This window comes from Pseudomonas putida, from assembly GCA_041879295.1.
In the GTDB taxonomy this organism is placed as follows: domain Bacteria; phylum Pseudomonadota; class Gammaproteobacteria; order Pseudomonadales; family Pseudomonadaceae; genus Aquipseudomonas; species Aquipseudomonas putida_Y.
In genome coordinates, this window is the sequence record CP047152.1 from 1,967,379 (window position 1) to 1,984,417 (window position 17,039).

Annotated in this window: 15 protein-coding genes; 9 read left to right on the forward strand and 6 right to left on the reverse strand. The window is 61.8% G+C overall.

Annotation, left to right across the window (positions count from 1 at the left end; genetic code table 11):
- Window positions 1-302: 302 nt before the first annotated feature.
- Window positions 303-1,037, reverse strand: a complete 735-nt coding sequence (locus tag GST84_08880) for a secretin (GenBank protein ID XGB12474.1) — start codon at window positions 1,035-1,037, stop codon at window positions 303-305.
- Window positions 1,038-1,192: 155 nt separating this feature from the next.
- Between GST84_08880 and GST84_08885 the strand changes: the two genes are divergently transcribed.
- From GST84_08885 to GST84_08895, 3 genes are all read left to right on the forward strand, one after another.
- Window positions 1,193-2,368, forward strand: a complete 1,176-nt coding sequence (locus GST84_08885; GenBank protein XGB12475.1) for a hypothetical protein — start codon at window positions 1,193-1,195, stop codon at window positions 2,366-2,368.
- A gap of 53 nt (window positions 2,369-2,421) precedes the next feature.
- A complete protein-coding gene (locus GST84_08890) occupies window positions 2,422-4,131 on the forward strand; it encodes a S8 family serine peptidase (GenBank protein ID XGB12476.1) in 1,710 nt (569 codons plus the stop codon).
- An 82-nt stretch (window positions 4,132-4,213) separates the two neighbouring features.
- Entirely contained in the window at window positions 4,214-5,656 is a 1,443-nt protein-coding gene (locus GST84_08895; GenBank protein XGB12477.1) for an STAS domain-containing protein, read from the forward strand.
- Window positions 5,657-5,785: 129 nt separating this feature from the next.
- On the opposite strand, the gene fusA is transcribed toward GST84_08895, so the two are convergent.
- Entirely contained in the window at window positions 5,786-7,897 is a 2,112-nt protein-coding gene (gene fusA / locus GST84_08900; protein ID XGB12478.1) for an elongation factor G, read from the reverse strand.
- Window positions 7,898-7,970: 73 nt separating this feature from the next.
- Entirely contained in the window at window positions 7,971-8,396 is a 426-nt protein-coding gene (locus tag GST84_08905) for a hypothetical protein (GenBank protein ID XGB12479.1), read from the reverse strand.
- 211 nt (window positions 8,397-8,607) lie between these two features.
- Here GST84_08905 and GST84_08910 point away from each other — a divergent pair, with 211 nt between their 5' ends.
- On the forward strand, window positions 8,608-8,910 hold the full coding sequence (locus GST84_08910; protein XGB12480.1) for a hypothetical protein: 303 nt from the start codon (window positions 8,608-8,610) through the stop codon (window positions 8,908-8,910).
- Window positions 8,911-8,913: 3 nt separating this feature from the next.
- Here GST84_08910 and GST84_08915 read toward each other — a convergent pair whose 3' ends face one another.
- Both GST84_08915 and gcvA read right to left on the reverse strand, forming a co-directional pair.
- Window positions 8,914-10,164, reverse strand: coding sequence for an aminotransferase class III-fold pyridoxal phosphate-dependent enzyme (locus tag GST84_08915; GenBank protein ID XGB12481.1), 1,251 nt, complete (start codon window positions 10,162-10,164; stop codon window positions 8,914-8,916).
- Between the two features lie 178 nt (window positions 10,165-10,342).
- On the reverse strand, window positions 10,343-11,239 hold the full coding sequence (gene gcvA, locus GST84_08920) for a transcriptional regulator GcvA (GenBank protein ID XGB12482.1): 897 nt from the start codon (window positions 11,237-11,239) through the stop codon (window positions 10,343-10,345).
- Window positions 11,240-11,494: 255 nt separating this feature from the next.
- On the opposite strand from gcvA, the gene GST84_08925 reads away from it, so the two are divergent.
- The 3 genes from GST84_08925 to GST84_08935 all read left to right on the forward strand — a co-directional run bounded on the left by GST84_08925 (window position 11,495) and on the right by GST84_08935 (window position 14,215).
- Window positions 11,495-12,877, forward strand: a complete 1,383-nt coding sequence (locus GST84_08925; protein ID XGB12483.1) for an amino acid permease — start codon at window positions 11,495-11,497, stop codon at window positions 12,875-12,877.
- Window positions 12,878-12,934: 57 nt separating this feature from the next.
- Window positions 12,935-13,432 carry a PaaI family thioesterase gene (locus GST84_08930; protein ID XGB12484.1) on the forward strand — a complete coding sequence of 166 codons (498 nt, stop codon included), beginning with the start codon at window positions 12,935-12,937 and terminating at the stop codon, window positions 13,430-13,432.
- An 87-nt stretch (window positions 13,433-13,519) separates the two neighbouring features.
- Complete coding sequence (locus tag GST84_08935) at window positions 13,520-14,215, forward strand: glutathione S-transferase (GenBank protein ID XGB12485.1); 696 nt, start codon at window positions 13,520-13,522, stop codon at window positions 14,213-14,215.
- 176 nt (window positions 14,216-14,391) lie between these two features.
- Here GST84_08935 and GST84_08940 read toward each other — a convergent pair whose 3' ends face one another.
- On the reverse strand, window positions 14,392-16,008 hold the full coding sequence (locus tag GST84_08940) for an inorganic phosphate transporter (GenBank protein ID XGB12486.1): 1,617 nt from the start codon (window positions 16,006-16,008) through the stop codon (window positions 14,392-14,394).
- Window positions 16,009-16,136: 128 nt separating this feature from the next.
- Between GST84_08940 and GST84_08945 the strand changes: the two genes are divergently transcribed.
- Window positions 16,137-16,523, forward strand: coding sequence for a DUF488 family protein (locus tag GST84_08945; protein XGB12487.1), 387 nt, complete (start codon window positions 16,137-16,139; stop codon window positions 16,521-16,523).
- A 5-nt stretch (window positions 16,524-16,528) separates the two neighbouring features.
- The gene (locus tag GST84_08950) at window positions 16,529-16,972 is read left to right on the forward strand and encodes a GNAT family N-acetyltransferase (GenBank protein XGB12488.1); all 444 of its coding nucleotides are present in this window, start codon (window positions 16,529-16,531) and stop codon (window positions 16,970-16,972) included.
- Window positions 16,973-17,039 lie beyond the last annotated feature (67 nt).

Below are 17,039 nucleotides of genomic sequence, written 5' to 3' on the forward strand. Positions count from 1 at the left end.
GCGATTGCCAGTACTGCGGTGATGCGCTTCCGTCCCTCGGGACAACTTCTTCGTTGCAGTCGCAATCCCGTCGAACCGCCTTGTGGGCCGTATAGACACGAGGCGCCTCCAAGGGTGGAAGGAGCGCGCCCCGAAGGCCCTTGCCAGGGCCCCTGATTAGCGGGAGCGAGGCCATCATGCCCTTGGGAAAAAGACCCTGTCAAATGTTTTGTAGTGCTTTTTTGTGGTTACTACATCTTTGGTCTAATGCGACTTGGCAGTCAGTTTGAAGGCCTTTGGTCGAAGCCTTGAATTGCCTGAGATCAGTCAACAAGGTCGACTTTGACACGCAATGTCATGTTTTCACCCCGTTGGGTGCTGTACGTATGGCTTGACGCGCTGCGGTCGGCTTGGCTCTGCTGATTGAACCCCGCCAGGGTGATCCACTCGCCGAGCTTGCCAGTGACTGTCGTGTCGGTACTTTGTACTTTCACTACATCTGCACGTTCCTGGCTGATGCGGTCATTATTGCTGCTTATTTGCAGACGAACCGTTTCGCCGCTCAGGCTGGGGGTCACGTAGAAGCCTTGGGTCACGTTGCGATATTCGGTGTTGCTTTGAATGCGCCCATAGCCGTCTGTGCTGGTGCTGGTAATGGGGATGCTCTGGCCCACCTGGATCAGTGCCGGTTGCCCTTCGCTGGCTTGTACCTGCTGCATGCCGCCGTCGCGGTTGCTGGTGCCGTAGTGAATGACGCGAGCGTTGCCGCGGTTGTCCTGGAAGTTGCTGTCATTGTTGTCGACGCTGATCAGCAGGCGTTTGGGCGCGGTATCCAGCTGTTGCAGCAGGGCGCGCAGGTCGTCGATGCGCTCGGGGCTGGCGTTGACGATCAGTTTGTTCTCGAAGGCGCTGACCGTGCCGTCCTTGCCGATGAATGCCTGCAGGGCGGGCAGCAATTCGGCGCTGCTACGATGCTGAAGTGGCACCACCTCGGTGGCAGCATGGGCACTGAGGCTGGCGGCCAGCAACAGGGAGGCGAAAAGGGGGCGTAGCGGCATGTCCATGATCTCCGCAGGTGAAACCAACATGATGGCAAACTTGCTGACTTTTTGCCGGATCTGGATCACGCCGGCACTGTTGCAGAGGGTCGTTTTATCCTGATTTATCTTGTAGGCTATAAATTATAGTAGGCAAGATAATTGAGGTTAATTGCATGTCTCCCGTCCGTCCGCTCCTGCGCCGTAATCAGTTGGCCAACGCACTGGCCCAAGACTTGGCCGGCGAGTCTTTGGTCGATTACAGCTCGGGCATGTTCTTGGCCGCGCCGCGGCGTACGGGCAAGAGCACCTTCCTCAACAACGACTTCATACCAGAATGCATACAGCGCGGCTGGCTACCGGTTTACGTCGACCTGTGGTCGGATCGCGACGCCGCCCCTGCGCAGCTCATCAGTGGCGCCATCGGTACAGCACTGGCCAGATTCGAAGGTGCGCTGGCCAGGACTGCGAAAAAGGCCGGTATCGACAAGATCAACCTGCTGCGCACCCTGAGCTGGGATTTCACCCGCCCGCAACTGCCTGCGGGTACTACCCTGGCCCAGGCGCTTGCCGTGTTGCACCAAGTGTCAGGGCAACTGGTAGTGCTGATCATCGACGAGGCTCAGCACGCCCTTAACAGCGAAGATGGCCTCAATGCAATGTTCGCGCTGAAAGCCGCGCGTGACCACCTTAATCGTGGCGACCGTCCGGACGGCTTGCGGCTGGTGTTCACGGGCTCTAGTCGCGACAAGCTGGCCAACCTGGTACTCAAGAGCAAGCAGCCATTCTTTGGTGCCAGCATCACGCCCTTTCCGTTGCTGGGGCGTGAATATGTCGAATTCATCACCGCCTTGTGGAACCGTCGCCTGGCCGACAGTAACCAGTTCAAGGTAGAGGACCTGGCATACGCGTTCGAATTGGTCGGCCGGCGCCCGGAAATGCTCAACAAACTGTTGGCCGAAGTTAGCGTCGGCCTGGGTGAGGCGGGCAACCTGGGTGAACTGCTGCGCAATGGGGCGCTGAATCATCAAGCCGGGGTGTGGAGTGACTACGAAAGCGCTTGGAACGAACTTACGCCGTTGCAGCAGGCAGTGCTGGAGGTCATGGCCGAGCGCACGCTCGGCCGGCAGCCGTTTTCCCCGTTTACCGAGCAAACCCTGGTTGAGGTCAGCCGCAAGCTGGAGCAGGCCCAGGCGGTAGCCAACGTCAACACGGCAAACGTACAGAAGGCCCTTGATGCCCTGCGCGACAAGGAGCTGGTATGGAAGGCCAATCGTGGCGAGTACGCGTTGGAGGATACTTCCATGGCCGAATGGCTCGCCCGCGACCAGGCAGTTGCCAGCCACAGGTGAACCTTTGAGGTGCCCCGTAAGTCGCACTCACAGGGAGCGCGTGGGGTGATTGCATGAAGGGTGTCCTGATCTTGCTGTTATGGCTTTGCAGTCTTGGTGCACAGGCTGCAGCAGACACGCTGCGCATCAAGCAGCTGCAGCGTTGCGGTGACTTGTTCAGCGATAGCCGGCAAAAATGGTGTCTGCGTGCCGAAGGGCTCCGGGCAAATCTGCCAACGGTATGGCTGGGCGGCACGCGGCTGTCAGAAGCCGATATCGAGCGACAAGGTGACCGGCTAACGCTGAAGCTGGCGAGGCCAGCCCAGCGCAGCGCCCCGCTCTGGCTGGTCGATGGCGGCCGCACGAGCAACCCGGTATGGCTGACCCGCCAACGCAGTCATGTGATCGCCGCAGGGCCCGATGAAGTGGCGAAGAACATGGACGGCCTGACCACCTACGTCGACCTGGTCAGCCTGTTGATCGAAGAAAAACACGACGGCCTCGGCGAGGCCCGGCGCATCGCCGGTAAATACGGCGCCCTGGTTGTCGGTGCCATACCGCCGCTGAATGTCTACCAGCTGCGCTTGCCGGTAGATGATCTGGTGCAGCGCGATGCGATGGTCCTGCGCATGGGCAGTGAAGTCAGCGTGGATGCCGTGATTGTCGAAGAGTCCGGCCCTGAGCGCGGGGAGGAGGGCAATGGGCGCGGCAACCGGGCCATCGACCAGGCGGATGAATGGGCCGCCAACCGCTTCATGGACGCGCTGTATTTCTACCGGCGCCGGATTGCCGCATCTGGCTTGCCGGTGAAGCCCGTGCGGGTCGGGGTAATCGAGCGCGAAGTGGACTTCGACGCCCCAGGGTTCAGCCATTATCAGGGGGGCTGCGAAAAAGGCCAGACATGCCTATACGCTCGCGACGGTGATCGCCCGGCAAGCCACGGCAGCCATGTTGCAGGCATTCTCGCTGCGCAGGGTGAGGGCTTTTTGCCGGGGCTGGGTAAGCACAGCCCTGGCTTCGAGGTGGTGGTAGAGCGCAACTCGGATGCCGGTATCACCGCCAACATCGCTGCATCGGTGAACCTGGTCGAAGATGGCGTGCGGGTGTTGAACTGGAGCTGGGGCATTCACCGGGTCGGGGCACGCAATGTGAAGGGTGATGAGGTCGATTCGCTGGTGCGCTCCGGGCTGGCGATGAGCGGCTACGAGGAGTTACTTGAGGAGTTCTTCCTCTGGCTGCGCAAGGAGCACCCTGACGTGGTGGTGGTAAATTCGGCGGGCAATGGTGCGTCCTGGTCGGGGACCGATGAATATCGCCTGCCTTCGTCGTTCATCACCGAACAATTGCTGGTGGTGGGCGGGCATCAGCGCAGTGACAAGGCTACGGCAGTTGAAGCCCACGATCATGTGCGCAAGCGTCACAGCTCCAATATCGACATGCGTGTGGACGTCAGTGCTGCTGCCTGCATACGCCCAGTGTCGGCCGAGGCTGCGCATTGCGGCACGTCGTACGCAACACCTTTGGTGACTGCCACTGTGGCGACGATGCTGTCGATCAACCCGGCACTTACCCCGGAACAGGTGCGCATGCTGTTGCGGCGCAGTGCCTTGACCCTGGGCGTCGAACAGGATTTTGAAGCGATGGATGCCGAAGACCTGACGGCGCCGATCCTGCCCTCAGAGCGTGGTGGCCGCCTGAACGACCCGGATCTTGGCCGTTCGGCGCGCCTGGACATGCAGCGTGCGCTGGACCTGGCCGTGCAGAGCCTGGAACGTGTGCGTTGAGCGGTGGCCGCTGTCCGACAATTTCCGTAACATCCCGCCCCTCGTTTTTAAATCGTCCTCCGGACTGAACCACAGGAAGCCCATGAAGCCCGCCCGACTACGCGCCGACCTGCTCGCCGGCCTCACCACCTCGTTCGCCTTGGTCCCCGAGTGCATCGCCTTTGCCCTGGTGGCCCACCTCAACCCGCTGATGGGCCTGTATGGCGCGTTCATCATTTGTACCCTGACGGCGCTGTTCGGCGGGCGGCCGGGGATGATCTCCGGCGCTGCTGGCTCGATGGCGGTGGTGATCGTCGCGCTGGTGGTGCAGCACGGTGCGCAGTACCTGCTGGCCACGGTGCTGCTGGGTGGCGTGGTAATGATCCTGTTTGGCGTGCTGCGCTTGGGCAAGCTGGTGCGCCTGGTGCCATACCCGGTCATGCTCGGCTTCGTAAACGGCCTGGCCATCGTCATCGCCATGGCCCAGCTGGAGCATTTCAAGGACGGCGAACACTGGCTCACCGGCACGCCGCTGTACCTGATGGTCGGCCTGGTGGCGCTGACCATGGCGGTGGTTTATGTGCTGCCGAAACTGACCCGCGCGGTGCCGCCGGCTCTGGTGGCGATCCTCGGTGTCGGCCTGTTGGTGTACTTGCTCGGGCTGCCGACCCGCACCCTGGGTGACATGGCGCACATCGCTGGTGGCCTGCCTGGGCTGGCCCTGCCGGATGTGCCCTGGAATCTGGAAACCCTGAAGATCATCGCCCCTTATGCGGTGCTGATGGCCATGGTCGGCCTGCTGGAAACCCTGCTCACCCTCAACCTGACCGATGAAATCACCGAGAGCCGTGGCTTCCCGGATCGCGAGTGTGTGGCACTGGGCGCTGCGAACATGGTGTCGGGCCTGTGCGGCGGCATGGGCGGCTGCGCGATGATCGGGCAGACGGTGATCAACCTCAGTTCCAATGGCCGGGGCCGGTTGTCGGGTGTAGTAGCCGGCGTGATGATTCTGCTGTTCGTGCTGTTCCTGTCGCCGCTGATCGAGCGTATTCCACTGGCGGCGCTGGTTGGTGTGATGTTCGTGGTGGCCCAGCAGACCTTTGCCTGGGCGTCGTTGCGGGTGTTGCACAAGGTGCCGGTGAATGATGTGCTGGCGATCATTGCGGTGACCGTGGTCACGGTGTTCACTGACCTGGCCATGGCGGTGCTGTTCGGTATCATCATCGCGGCGCTCAACTTTGCCTGGCAGCATGCACGCGAGCTGTATGCCGACACCCATGAGGACGCGGGGGGCGGCAAGCGTTATCAGTTACATGGCACGCTGTTCTTCGCCTCGACCACCTCGTTCCTCAACCAGTTCGACACGGCCGGGGACCCGGCCCAGGTCACGCTGGATTGCCAGCATTTGAGCTTTGTCGATTATTCGGCGGTTGCGGCGCTGAAAACCCTGCGTGAGCGCTATGCCAAGGCGGGCAAGCATTTGCGCGTGGTGCATTTGTCGGATCGGTGCAAGAAGCTGTTGAAGCGGGCTGGCGAGCAGCACTGAGCTTGATTGTGGCCTGTACCGGCTTCTTCGCGGGCACGCCCGCTCCCACAGAAAGGCCGCAGGCCCAAACATTGTGCGCCCCCGGTGGGAGCGGGCGTGCCCGCGAAGAGGCCGGTACCGGAGAACCGCTTACTCTCCGCGGCTCTTCTTGACGATGCCGTCGGCAATGCTCGCCGGGGCCTCGGCATAGCGGGTGAACTCCATCGAGAAGCTTGCCCGGCCCTGGGTCATCGAGCGCATCGAGGTGGCGTAGCCGAACATTTCGCCCAGCGGAACTTCGGCACGGATCACCTTGCCAGCCGGCGTTTCATCACCGTCCTGGATCATGCCGCGACGTCGGCTCAAGTCGCCGAGGATGTCGCCCTGATACTCCTCCGGCGTCACCACCTCAACCTTCATCACCGGCTCCAGCAACACTGCGCCACCTTTCTGCGACAACTGCTTGGTGGCCATTGATGCGGCGATCTTGTAGGCCATCTCGTTGGAGTCGACATCGTGGTACGAGCCGTCGAACACGGCGGCCTTGAGGTTGATCAGTGGGTAGCCGGCAAGCACGCCGTTCTTCATTTGCTCCTCGATACCCTTCTGGATGGCCGGGATGTACTCGCGCGGTACTACGCCGCCGACAATCTCGTTGATGAACTCCAGGCCTTCTTTGCCTTCATCGCCGGGAGCAAAACGGATCCAGCAATGGCCGTACTGGCCGCGGCCGCCGGATTGGCGAACGAAGCGGCCCTCGATCTCGCAGGTGTTGCGGATCTTCTCGCGGTAGGCCACCTGTGGCTTGCCGATGTTGGCCTCGACGTTGAACTCGCGGCGCATGCGGTCGACGATGATGTCCAGGTGCAGCTCGCCCATGCCCGAGATGATGGTCTGGCCGGTCTCTTCATCGGTACGCACGCGGAATGAGGGGTCTTCCTGGGCCAGCTTGCCCAGCGCGATCCCCATTTTTTCCTGGTCGGCCTTGGTTTTCGGCTCTACTGCTACGGAAATCACCGGGTCGGGGAAGTCCATGCGTTCGAGAATGATCGGCTTGTCCATGTCGCACAGGGTATCGCCGGTGGTCACGTCCTTCATGCCGATCAGTGCGGCGATATCGCCGGCGCACACGTCCTTGATTTCAGCGCGTTGGTTGGCGTGCATTTGCACCATGCGGCCAATGCGCTCTTTTTTGCCCTTGACGGAGTTGAGCACCGCGTTGCCGGAGCTGAGCACACCGGAATACACCCGGGCGAAGGTGAGGGTGCCGACGAACGGGTCGGTGGCGATCTTGAAGGCCAGTGCCGAGAACGGTTCATTGTCGTCGGCGTGGCGTTCCAGGTGCTTTTCTTCGTCGTCGGGGTCGGTGCCCTTGATTGCCGGAATTTCCGACGGGGCGGGCAGGTAGTCGATCACCGCGTCGAGCATCAGCGGCACGCCCTTGTTCTTGAACGATGAGCCGAGGATGGTGGGCACGATTTCGTTGGCAATGGTGCGCTGGCGCAACCCGGCCTTGATCTCTTCGATGCTCAGCTCCTCGCCATCGAGAAACTTCATGGTCAGCTCGTCATTGGCTTCGGCCGCAGCTTCGATCATGTGCGCGCGCCATTCGTCGGCAAGCTCCTGCAGATCGGCTGGAATATCTTCTTCGCGGTAACTGGTGCCCTGGTCGGCATCGTTCCAGTAGATGGCCTTCATCTTCACCAGGTCGATCTGGCCAATGAAGTTCTCTTCGCTGCCGATGGCCAGCTGGATGGGGACCGGGTGGTGCCCCAGGCGCTGATCGATCTGCTTGACCACGCGCAGGAAGTCGGCCCCCTGGCGGTCCATCTTGTTGATGTAGGCCAGGCGCGGCACGTGATACTTGTTGGCCTGGCGCCAGACGGTCTCGGACTGCGGCTCGACGCCGTCCGCGCCGCTGAATACCACGACCGCGCCATCGAGCACGCGCAATGAGCGCTCCACCTCGATGGTGAAATCGACGTGGCCTGGGGTGTCGATGATGTTGAAACGGTACTTGTGGGCGAACTGCTTGGTCGAACCTTGCCAGAACGCCGTGGTCGCCGCCGAGGTGATGGTGATGCCGCGTTCCTGCTCCTGGGCCATCCAGTCCATGGTCGCCGCGCCATCGTGCACTTCGCCCATCTTGTGGTTGACCCCGGTGTAGAACAGGATTCGCTCGGTGGTCGTGGTCTTGCCGGCATCCACGTGGGCGACGATGCCGATATTGCGGTACAGCTCGATGGGCGTTGTGCGGGCCATGGCGGACTACCTGTGGGTGGGCGGATTCCACCAAGTTAGCAGACCGGTGGAATCCTGCCCTGCCGCCGGGCTGTCAGTCGGTCTGGGCTAGCAGCATCCACTGGCCATCCACTTCGCGGGCCAGGCCGCTGGCCGGCAGCAAGGCCAGCAGGCGCGCGTGCAGGGCGGCCTCGGTAAAGGTCTTGAGGGTGGTCAGGTCCAGCGCACCGACCAGGTTGAGATCAGCCTTGGTGTACGACAGCCAGGCTTTTTTCAACACCTGGGCGACGTCGCTGCCGGCGGTGCTGGCGAACCGGCGGTGCCACTGGCGGCCTTCGAAGGTGAAGTTGTGCGCGTGGCTGTAGGTGCTTTGGTCGGCGCCTTCTACACAGCGGTGGCAGTGGCATGGGCCCTCGCCGAAGGCGTTGCGCAGGTAGCTGTTGAAGTCCACGACGGGCTTGAGGGACAGGCGTTTGTCGACTTCGAACAGGTCGGCGATCAGGGGTTCTTCGGCGCTCACTCGGGATCCTCGTGTGGTGTGGCGTGCATCGGCGGGCACCCTAACAGATCGGGGCATTCAGATCACCTGTTGCAGGTGCCCCGCATACCCCAAGCAACATGCGATCCCTGTGGGAGCGGGCGTGCCCGCGAAGAGGCCAGTAGAGACAACAGAGACTGCCTGCCGTACTCTACGCGCCCCTACGCCTATACACCCACCGAGGTAACCCCGTTTGAGCACCAAGTACCCGTACATCGCCACCGTGACCATCAGCGCTGAAGACCGTGGCGGAGATACCGAGGCTTCGGAAAACCCCAGCATGCGCGTGGGTCTGGAAGCGGTGACCGAAACCCTGAAGAAGGTGCATTTCGTCGGTACGCTCGCGGCCCCTGAGAAACCGGCCACGCATATTTGCGTGACCCTGGAGAATGGCCTGACCTATTACGGCCCGATCGTCAACGGCCATGCTGAACTGGAAGGCGGCTGGATCGCCTTCGAGTCCGACATGCTCACCCCGCAAGAGCTGGGCCTGTAAGCCTCAGCTCAGTTCTGCCAGGCACTGCTCGAGGATATCCAGCCCTTCCTCGAGCACCTCGGCCTCGATGGTCAGCGGTGCCAGCAGGCGAATGATGTGCCGCGCCTTGCCGCTGGGCATCAGCAGCAGGCCCTTGGCTCGGGCCGCTTCCATCACCTGGGCCAGTTGTACCGGTGCCGGGCTGCCATCGGCATTGACGAACTCGATCCCTCGCATGGCGCCCACGCCGGTCAGGCGGCCGATGTATGGGCTCAGGCCCGAGGCCTTCCAGCGCTCATGACGGCTGACGATGGCCTGCTCCTGCCGTTCACCCCAGGTTGCAACGTTTTCGTCGGTCATCTGCGCCAGGCTGGCCAAGGCCGCCGCGCAGGCAATCGGGTTGCCTGAATAGGTGCCACCCAGGCCGCCCTTGGGCAGCGCCGCCATCAATTCCTTGCGCCCGACCACTGCACCCAGCGGCATACCGCCAGCAATGCTCTTGGCCAGCAACAGCAGGTCGGGTTCGATGCCCAGGCGCGAGAACGCGAAGCGCTGGCCGGTACGGCCGAAGCCCGACTGGATCTCGTCGATGATGATCAGGATGCCGCGCTCGTCGCAGAAGCGGCGCAGGGCTTGGGCGAAGGCCGGGTCCAGGGCAAGGAAGCCGCCTTCGCCCTGTACTGGTTCGAAGATGAACGCCGCGACGTCCTCCACCGCCAGCTCGACGCTGAACAGGCGGTCCATGGCCTTGAGCGCCTGCTCGCAGGTAACCCCGGTATCCGCGCTGGGGTAGGGCAGGTGGTACACCGGCCCGGGCAGTTCACCGACCCGCTGCTTGTAGGGGGCGACCTTGCCATTGAGGTTCAGGGTGGCCAGGGTGCGGCCATGGAAGCCGCCGTCGAATGCGATGATGGCGCGTTTGCCGGTGGCGCCACGGGCCACTTTCAGGGCGTTTTCCGCCGCTTCCGCGCCGCTGTTGGTGAGCATGCCGGCCAGTGGGTAGTTGACCGGGACGAACTGGCTCAGTTGCTCCATCAGTGTCAGATACGGGCCGTGAGGGGCCGCGTTGAAGGCGTAGTGGGTCAGGCGGGTGGCCTGAGCCTGGATGGCCTCGACTACAGCGGGGTTGCAGTGGCCCAGGTTGAGCACGCCGATACCGCCGACAAAGTCGATGTAACGTTTGCCGTCAGTGTCCCAGACTTCGGCATTACGGCCATGGGAAAGTGTGATCGGGTGAACGATGGCAATGGATTGGCTGATACTTTCCTGGTTCATGGGGCACGCGGACCTTGTTCGAGTTTCTTATTATCCAAGCGTGTCGGCAGGTTATTCCGCAAACGAATTATTCGATTGCGGTCATTCCATGGATTCGTGATCTGGCTGGTTTTCTGGTTGGCTGTGCCGGCCTCTTCGCGGGCAAGCCCGCTTCTACCAGAGGCCGGGGCAGGTCAAATCAATCCCCCTCTGCCACCCGCTCCCGGATCCACTGCACAAAGGCCCTGATCTTGGGCACTTCGGCCGCATGCTCGGCATGCGCAATGAAGTGCCTACCGTTGCTTGCCACAGGGTGGTCCCAGGCCACCACCAGCTTGCCTTCGCTCAGCTCTTCGGCCACCAGATAGCGGGGAATCAGGGCTATGCCGCAGCCGGAGATGGCAGCGCGGATGCACAGGTAGAACGTGTCGAAGCGCGGCCCGTGGTAGCTGTTCTGGCTATGCAGCCCAAGCCCCAGGAACCACTCATGCCAGGCCTCCGGCCGCGAAACGCATTGCAACAGCCGGTGCTCAGTCAGCGCCTGGGCGCTGTCGAAACGGTGGCTGGCCAGCAGCTGCGGGCTGCACACGGGCACCACTTCTTCGCTGAACAACTCGATGCAGGTTGCCCCGGGCCAGGTGCCCTGGCCGAAGAAAAAGGCGACGTCAGCCTTGGCCTGAACCAGGTCGAATGGCTCCAGCTCGTTGCGCACATCCAGGTGAATGCGTGGGTAGCGGTCACCAAAACCCTTGAGCCTGGGCACCAGCCAGCGGGCGCCGAAGGTCGGCTGGGTGGCGATGCGCAGCACTTCGGTTTCGTCGCCGTAGCTGAGGATGTAGCGGCTGGATATGTCGATCTGGGTGAGGATCTTGTTCACTTCGGTGAGGTACAGCGCGCCGGCCGGGGTCAGGTGCAGGCGCCGGCGAATGCGCTGGAACAGCGAGTGCGAGAGCATGTCCTCAAGCTGCGCGACTTGCTTGCTGACGGCGCTCTGGGTCAGGTGCAGTTCCTGGGCCGCGCGGGTGAAGCTGAGGTGGCGGGCGGCCGCTTCGAAGCACTGAAGGGCGGTGGTCGAAGGCATCAGGCGTTTGGACATGACGGGCGAATACCGAGCAAAAAAGGAAGGAGTTCATTCCATAAAGGAATTATGTGGTTCGAAAAGGTCGTTTGTTGACCCCGGCCTATAGATTAATACTGACCTGGATCAACGATTACAACCGGTCATGCGAAGAGGAGGTCAATACCCGCTTCCGTCATCTGCAAAACAACAACAACACACATCAGAAATTTATAAGAATTCTGCTCAGACCTTCAGCCGCTTTGCTGCGGCCGACCCATTCGAGGGTTCTTCATGGCTTCGCAAGACAACAAGAAACAGCGCTCACTGCAGCACGGCCTGACTTCCCGTCAGGTTTCCATGATCTCCATTGCCGGCATCATCGGCGCCGGGTTGTTCATCGGGTCCTCCAACGCCATTGCCACCGCCGGCCCGGCCATCCTCATCTCCTACGCCATGACTGGCCTGCTGGTCTTGCTGGTGATGCGCATGCTGGGTGAAATGGCCATCGCAAACCCCAACAGCGGCTCATTTTCCACCTACGCCTCGGAAGCCATTGGCCCTTGGGCGGGCTTTACCATCGGCTGGTTGTACTGGTGGTTCTGGGTGTTGATCATTCCGGTGGAAGCCATTGCCGGTGCTGACATCCTGCATGCCTACTTCCCTGGCGTGCCTTCCTGGCTGTTCGCTTTCCTGATCATGCTGGTGCTGTCCTGCACCAACCTGGTCAGCGTGAAGAACTTCGGTGCCTTCGAGTACTGGTTCGCGCTGGTCAAAGTGGTCGCGATCATTGGCTTCATCGTGGTGTGCACCTTGGCGGTGTTCGGCTTCTGGCCGCTGGCGGAAGTGTCCGGGGTCAGCCGGCTGTGGGACAGCGGTGGTTTCATGCCCAATGGCTTCGGGACGGTACTTGGGGGCGTGCTGATCACCATCTTCTCGTTCTTCGGTGCCGAAATCGTCACCATCGCGGCTGACGAAACCGCCAACCCGAAAGACAAGATTCGCCGCGCCACCAACCTGGTGGTGTACCGCATCGCCATCTTCTACCTGGCGTCGATCTTCCTGGTGGTGTCGCTGGTGGCCTGGAACGACCCCGGCCTGAAAGCAGTAGGGTCGTTCCAGCGTGTACTGGAAGTGCTGAACGTGCCGGGCGCCAAGCTGCTGGTTGACCTGGTGGTGCTGGTGGCGGTGACAAGCTGCATGAACTCGGGGCTCTACACCGCGTCGCGCATGCTCTATTCGCTTGGCGCGCGTGGGCAGGCGCTTAGCGTGACCAAGCGCATTTCCGGTTCCGGCGTGCCGACCGTGGCGGTGATCCTCTCCACCCTGGCAGGTTTTGCAGGCTGCTTCGTCAACTACGTGTTCCCGGGCAAGGTGTTTGGCTTCCTGCTGTCGACCACCGGCGCCATCGCCTTGCTGGTGTACCTGGTCATTGCCGTGTCGCAGCTGCGCATGCGTGCCCGTGCCGAGCGTGAAGGGCGCCCGCTGGAGCTGAAGATGTGGCTGTTCCCATGGCTGACCTGGCTGGTGATCGGCACCATCGTCATGGTGCTGGGCTACATGCTGTTCAGCGATGCCTACCGCTACGAAACGCTGATGACCGCAGGTGTGACCGCGTTCATCCTGCTGGTTTCGCTGACCCAGCGGCGTGCCAGGATGGTTGCCCAGACGGCCTGATGTTTCTGCTTTAATGGGGGCGTTGCGCGCCCCCATTCCAACAAGCACAGGAAGCGTATGACTGATCACACACTTTCCCTTCAAGCCCTCGCGGCCCCTGAGGGTACCTGCTACGGCTGCGGCTGTTCCCACCCCAGCGGCCTGCACCTGCAAAGCCACTGGGACGCCGACGGTGTTCACCTGGTGTGCCGGCACTCGCCCGACAGCACCTTCATCGGCTGGCCTGGCCTGGTTTACGGTGGCCTGCTGGCGATGCTGGTCGACTGCCACTCCAACTGGACGGCGATGGCCTACCACTACCGTAACGAAGGCCGCGAGCCGGGCAGCTTGCCGCGTATCGACTGCGTTACCGGCACGCTCAACCTGACCTACCTGAAACCTACGCCGATGGGCGTCGAGCTGTTGCTCAAGGCGCGTGTCGAAGGCGAAGTGGGGCGCAAGAGCCGGGTCATCTGCGAAGTCTGGGCAGAGGATGTACTGACGGTGACCGCCGACTCCGTGTTTGTCCGCGTCGATACCGAAAAGCTCAAGCTCAAGGCCCACGGCCAGGCCTGAGCTGCCAATGCTGATGAGTGGTCGGTGATGGTCAGCGGCTGGGGATGTCTCTAGAGTGACAGGTTCATTCCCTTGGCAAGGTTGATCATGACCGAACTCAGTGCTTTCCCCATTACCCGCAAATGGCCCGCCAAACATCCCGAACGCCTGCAGTTGTACTCGTTGCCGACGCCCAATGGGGTGAAGGTGTCGATCATGCTCGAAGAGATTGGCTTGGCTTACGAGGCGCACAAGGTTAGCTTCGACAATGACGACCAATTGAGCCCCGAATTCATCTCGCTCAGCGCGAACAACAAGATCCCCGCCATCCTCGACCCGAACGGGCCGGGCGGTCAGCCGCTGGCGCTGTTTGAATCGGGGGCGATCTTGCAGTATCTGGCGGAGAAGAGCGGCCAGCTGCTCAGCCAGGACCCCGCTCACCGCTACCAGACCCTGCAGTGGCTGATGTTCCAGATGGGCGGCATCGGGCCGATGTTCGGCCAGGTCGGGTTCTTCCATTTCTTTGCTGGCAAGGAATATGAAGACAAGCGCCCGCGCGACCGCTATGTCAACGAGTCCAAGCGGCTGCTGGGCGTGCTGGATCGGCATTTGAAAGGTCGGCAGTGGATGGCTGAGGAATACAGCATCGCCGACATCGCCATCTTCCCTTGGGTGCGTAACCTGGTGGAGCGCTACAACGCCCGTGACCTGGTGGGCTTCGACCAATTCAAGGAAGTGCAGCGCGTGCTGGCGAATTTCCTGGAACGGCCAGCCGTGCAGCGTGGCCTGAAAATCCCGGGCTGATCAACCTGTGCAGGGACAGCCTTGCGCAAACTTCGAAACGCCTGCCGGTCGCCCGTAGGAGCGGGTTTACCCGCGAAAGGGCCGGGCCTGCAGGCCAATATCCACCCGCCGTTCACGGTTGCCGCCGCTACCGTATTCGCGGGTAAACCCGCTCCTACACCCGACGGCGTACGGGTTCAGAAGATGTGGTTCAGCAGCCAGTACAGGCTGCCAGCCAACAGCATTGCCGCTGGCAAGGTCAGCACCCAGGCCATCAGCAGATTGAACAACGTGCGCTTCTGAATCCCCGACCCATTGGCCACCATGGCCCCGGCCACCCCCGAACTCAGCACATGCGTGGTCGACACCGGCAGCCCGAACATATCTGCTGCGCCAATGGTGCACATCGCCACCACTTCGGCCGATGCGCCTTGGGCATAGCTGAGGTGGGTCTTGCCGATCTTCTCGCCAACGGTGACCACAATACGTCGCCAGCCAACCATGGTCCCCAGCCCCAGCGCAATGGCTACAGCTACCTTCACCCATAGCGGAATATAGCGGGTGGCGTCGTCCAACTGGGTCTTGAAGCGTTGCACATGGCTGTGGGTGTCGGCATCGAAAGTCACCAGGTGGTTTTTCTCCATGAGGCGGATGGCTTCACTGGTCAGGTACATGTCGTTACGCACGTTGGCCATGGCTTCAGCCGGTATGCGCTTGAGCGAGCCATAGCCTTTGACTTCTTCGCCGATCATACCGGTCAGCGCCGCCAGCGCTGGTACCAGGTGCGGGCTGGCCTTGGGTTCGGCAATGAACAGGGTCAGTACCTGGCGCGGGTCAGCCGGGGCCGCTTGCGGGGCGCTGCGTACCAGTGCCTGGCGGGTTACCTCAGCGACAGCGGAAAACTGCAGAGCCTGCTCGTTGGGCATGGTCTTGTTCAGCGCGTAAGCCATTGGCAGGGTGCCGACCAGAATCAGCATGATCAGCCCCATGCCTTTCTGGCCGTCGTTGGAGCCGTGGGCAAACGATACCCCGGTGCAGGTCAGAATCAGTAGGCTGCGGATCCACCACGGTGGCGGTGTCTGGCCTTCCGGTGCCTGGTACAGGGCCTTGCGTTTGACCAGCGCGCGCAGGGCCAGCAGCAACAGGGCTGCGCAAGCAAAACCGATCAGCGGTGAGAACAGCAGGGCATAACCCACCTTGCTGGCTTGGGCCCAATCCACGCCGCTGGTGCCGTCACGCCCATGCATCAGCGCATTGGCTACGCCCACGCCGATGATCGAGCCAATCAGGGTGTGCGAGGACGATGCCGGCAGGCCCAGCCACCAGGTGCCAAGGTTCCAGATGATCGCCGCCAGCAGCAGGGCGAAAACCATGGCAAAGCCGGCCGAAGAGCCGACCTGCAGAATCAGCTCTACCGGTAGCAGGGCGATGATGCCGAACGCCACCGCGCCACTGGAGAAAAGCACGCCCAGGAAGTTGCACAGCCCAGACCACACCACCGCGACCGGGGCCGGCAACGAATGGGTGTATATCACTGTGGCTACCGCGTTGGCGGTGTCGTGGAAGCCGTTGACGAACTCGAAGCCCAGGGCAATCAGCAGCGCCAGGCCCAGCAGAAGGAACGGTGTGGCCGTGGTAATGACCGTACCGCTTGCGGTCACATCCTGCTTGAGGCTCCAGGCGGTGTAGGCGATACCAGCCAGCAGCAGGCTGAAGAACAACGTTAAGGTGGCACGCCCAGGCTTGTGGGAGAGCTGCGGGCGGGCGTCGTGTTGGGCCAGTAGTGGGCTGCTGGCCACTGACGGGGTTGCCATGGGGGCTCCGGTTGGCGTTGGGCGAAAGTGCCGAAGGCCTTGAGCATAGAAACAATTCGTAACCCGGCCGTGACCTCGATCAATGAATTATCTAGGCTCAAGACGGACGGTAATGGCAGGAGACGCCCATGATTCGCTGCAAGCGTGTCTATGATGCGGTTGAGGATGAAGATGGCCAGCGTGTACTGGTCGACCGCCTGTGGCCGCGCAACAAACGCAAGGAAGACCTCCATGGGCAGTGGTTGCGCGAAGTGGCACCTTCGAATGAATTGCGTAAGGCGTTCCACCAGGGTGAAGTGGATTTCGCCGGTTTTACCCAGCGGTACCAGCAAGCGCTGGCAGCCCACCCCGAGCACTGGTATCCGCTGCTGGACATGGCCAGGAAGGGCACGCTGACGTTGCTTTATGCCGGCAAGGACAGCGAGCACAACAATGCCCGGGTGCTGGCCGATTGGTTGGAAACCGAACTGGACAGGTGTGGCCCTGGCAGTTCGCCGGTGTGTTATGCCCAATGAGTGCGATGCCCTTACAGTTGATTCCCGCCAAAGACATCCACTGCACCTTCGCCCGCGACCTCACGCGCCGCGCCATGTTGCCCTACTACCGCGAATACGACCTGCTGTGGATCGAAGAAGCCTTCGACGCAGCCTGGGGCTGGCGCGAGCAGTGGCTGGTGATCGAAGACGACACCCTGTTGGGTTTTTGCAGCCTCAGCCAGGACCGCCAGGCACTGTTCATCCGCGAGTTGCACCTGTTGCCTGAACACCGTGGGCGGGGCGTCGGTAGCTGGGTGCTGGAAGAACTGGCGCTATGGGCCAGTCAGCGGCGCCTTCCCTTGTTGCGGCTGATGGTGTTCCGCAGCAACCCGGCCCGCCTGCTGTACCAGCGTCACGGCTTCGTCGAGATGGGTGAAGACGATTGCTTTGTGCGGATGCAGCGGGATATCAACGTAGTAGCTAAATGATGGCTTGTCGCGACCGCAGCGCATGGGCATAGTGGATCCAAACGTTTACGGCTGCCTGCAGGCGGGT

Coding starts and splice junctions, on each gene's coding strand:
- GST84_08935 (XGB12485.1), top strand. CDS start 13,520: ATGACCGAACTCAGTGCTTTCCCCATTACCCGCAAATGGCCCGCCAAA.
- GST84_08945 (XGB12487.1), top strand. CDS start 16,137: ATGATTCGCTGCAAGCGTGTCTATGATGCGGTTGAGGATGAAGATGGC.
- GST84_08925 (XGB12483.1), top strand. CDS start 11,495: ATGGCTTCGCAAGACAACAAGAAACAGCGCTCACTGCAGCACGGCCTG.
- GST84_08885 (XGB12475.1), top strand. CDS start 1,193: ATGTCTCCCGTCCGTCCGCTCCTGCGCCGTAATCAGTTGGCCAACGCA.
- GST84_08940 (XGB12486.1), bottom strand. CDS start 16,008: ATGGCAACCCCGTCAGTGGCCAGCAGCCCACTACTGGCCCAACACGAC.
- GST84_08895 (XGB12477.1), top strand. CDS start 4,214: ATGAAGCCCGCCCGACTACGCGCCGACCTGCTCGCCGGCCTCACCACC.
- GST84_08915 (XGB12481.1), bottom strand. CDS start 10,164: ATGAACCAGGAAAGTATCAGCCAATCCATTGCCATCGTTCACCCGATC.
- GST84_08930 (XGB12484.1), top strand. CDS start 12,935: ATGACTGATCACACACTTTCCCTTCAAGCCCTCGCGGCCCCTGAGGGT.
- GST84_08880 (XGB12474.1), bottom strand. CDS start 1,037: ATGCCGCTACGCCCCCTTTTCGCCTCCCTGTTGCTGGCCGCCAGCCTC.
- gcvA (XGB12482.1), bottom strand. CDS start 11,239: ATGTCCAAACGCCTGATGCCTTCGACCACCGCCCTTCAGTGCTTCGAA.
- GST84_08890 (XGB12476.1), top strand. CDS start 2,422: ATGAAGGGTGTCCTGATCTTGCTGTTATGGCTTTGCAGTCTTGGTGCA.
- GST84_08950 (XGB12488.1), top strand. CDS start 16,529: ATGCCCTTACAGTTGATTCCCGCCAAAGACATCCACTGCACCTTCGCC.
- fusA (XGB12478.1), bottom strand. CDS start 7,897: ATGGCCCGCACAACGCCCATCGAGCTGTACCGCAATATCGGCATCGTC.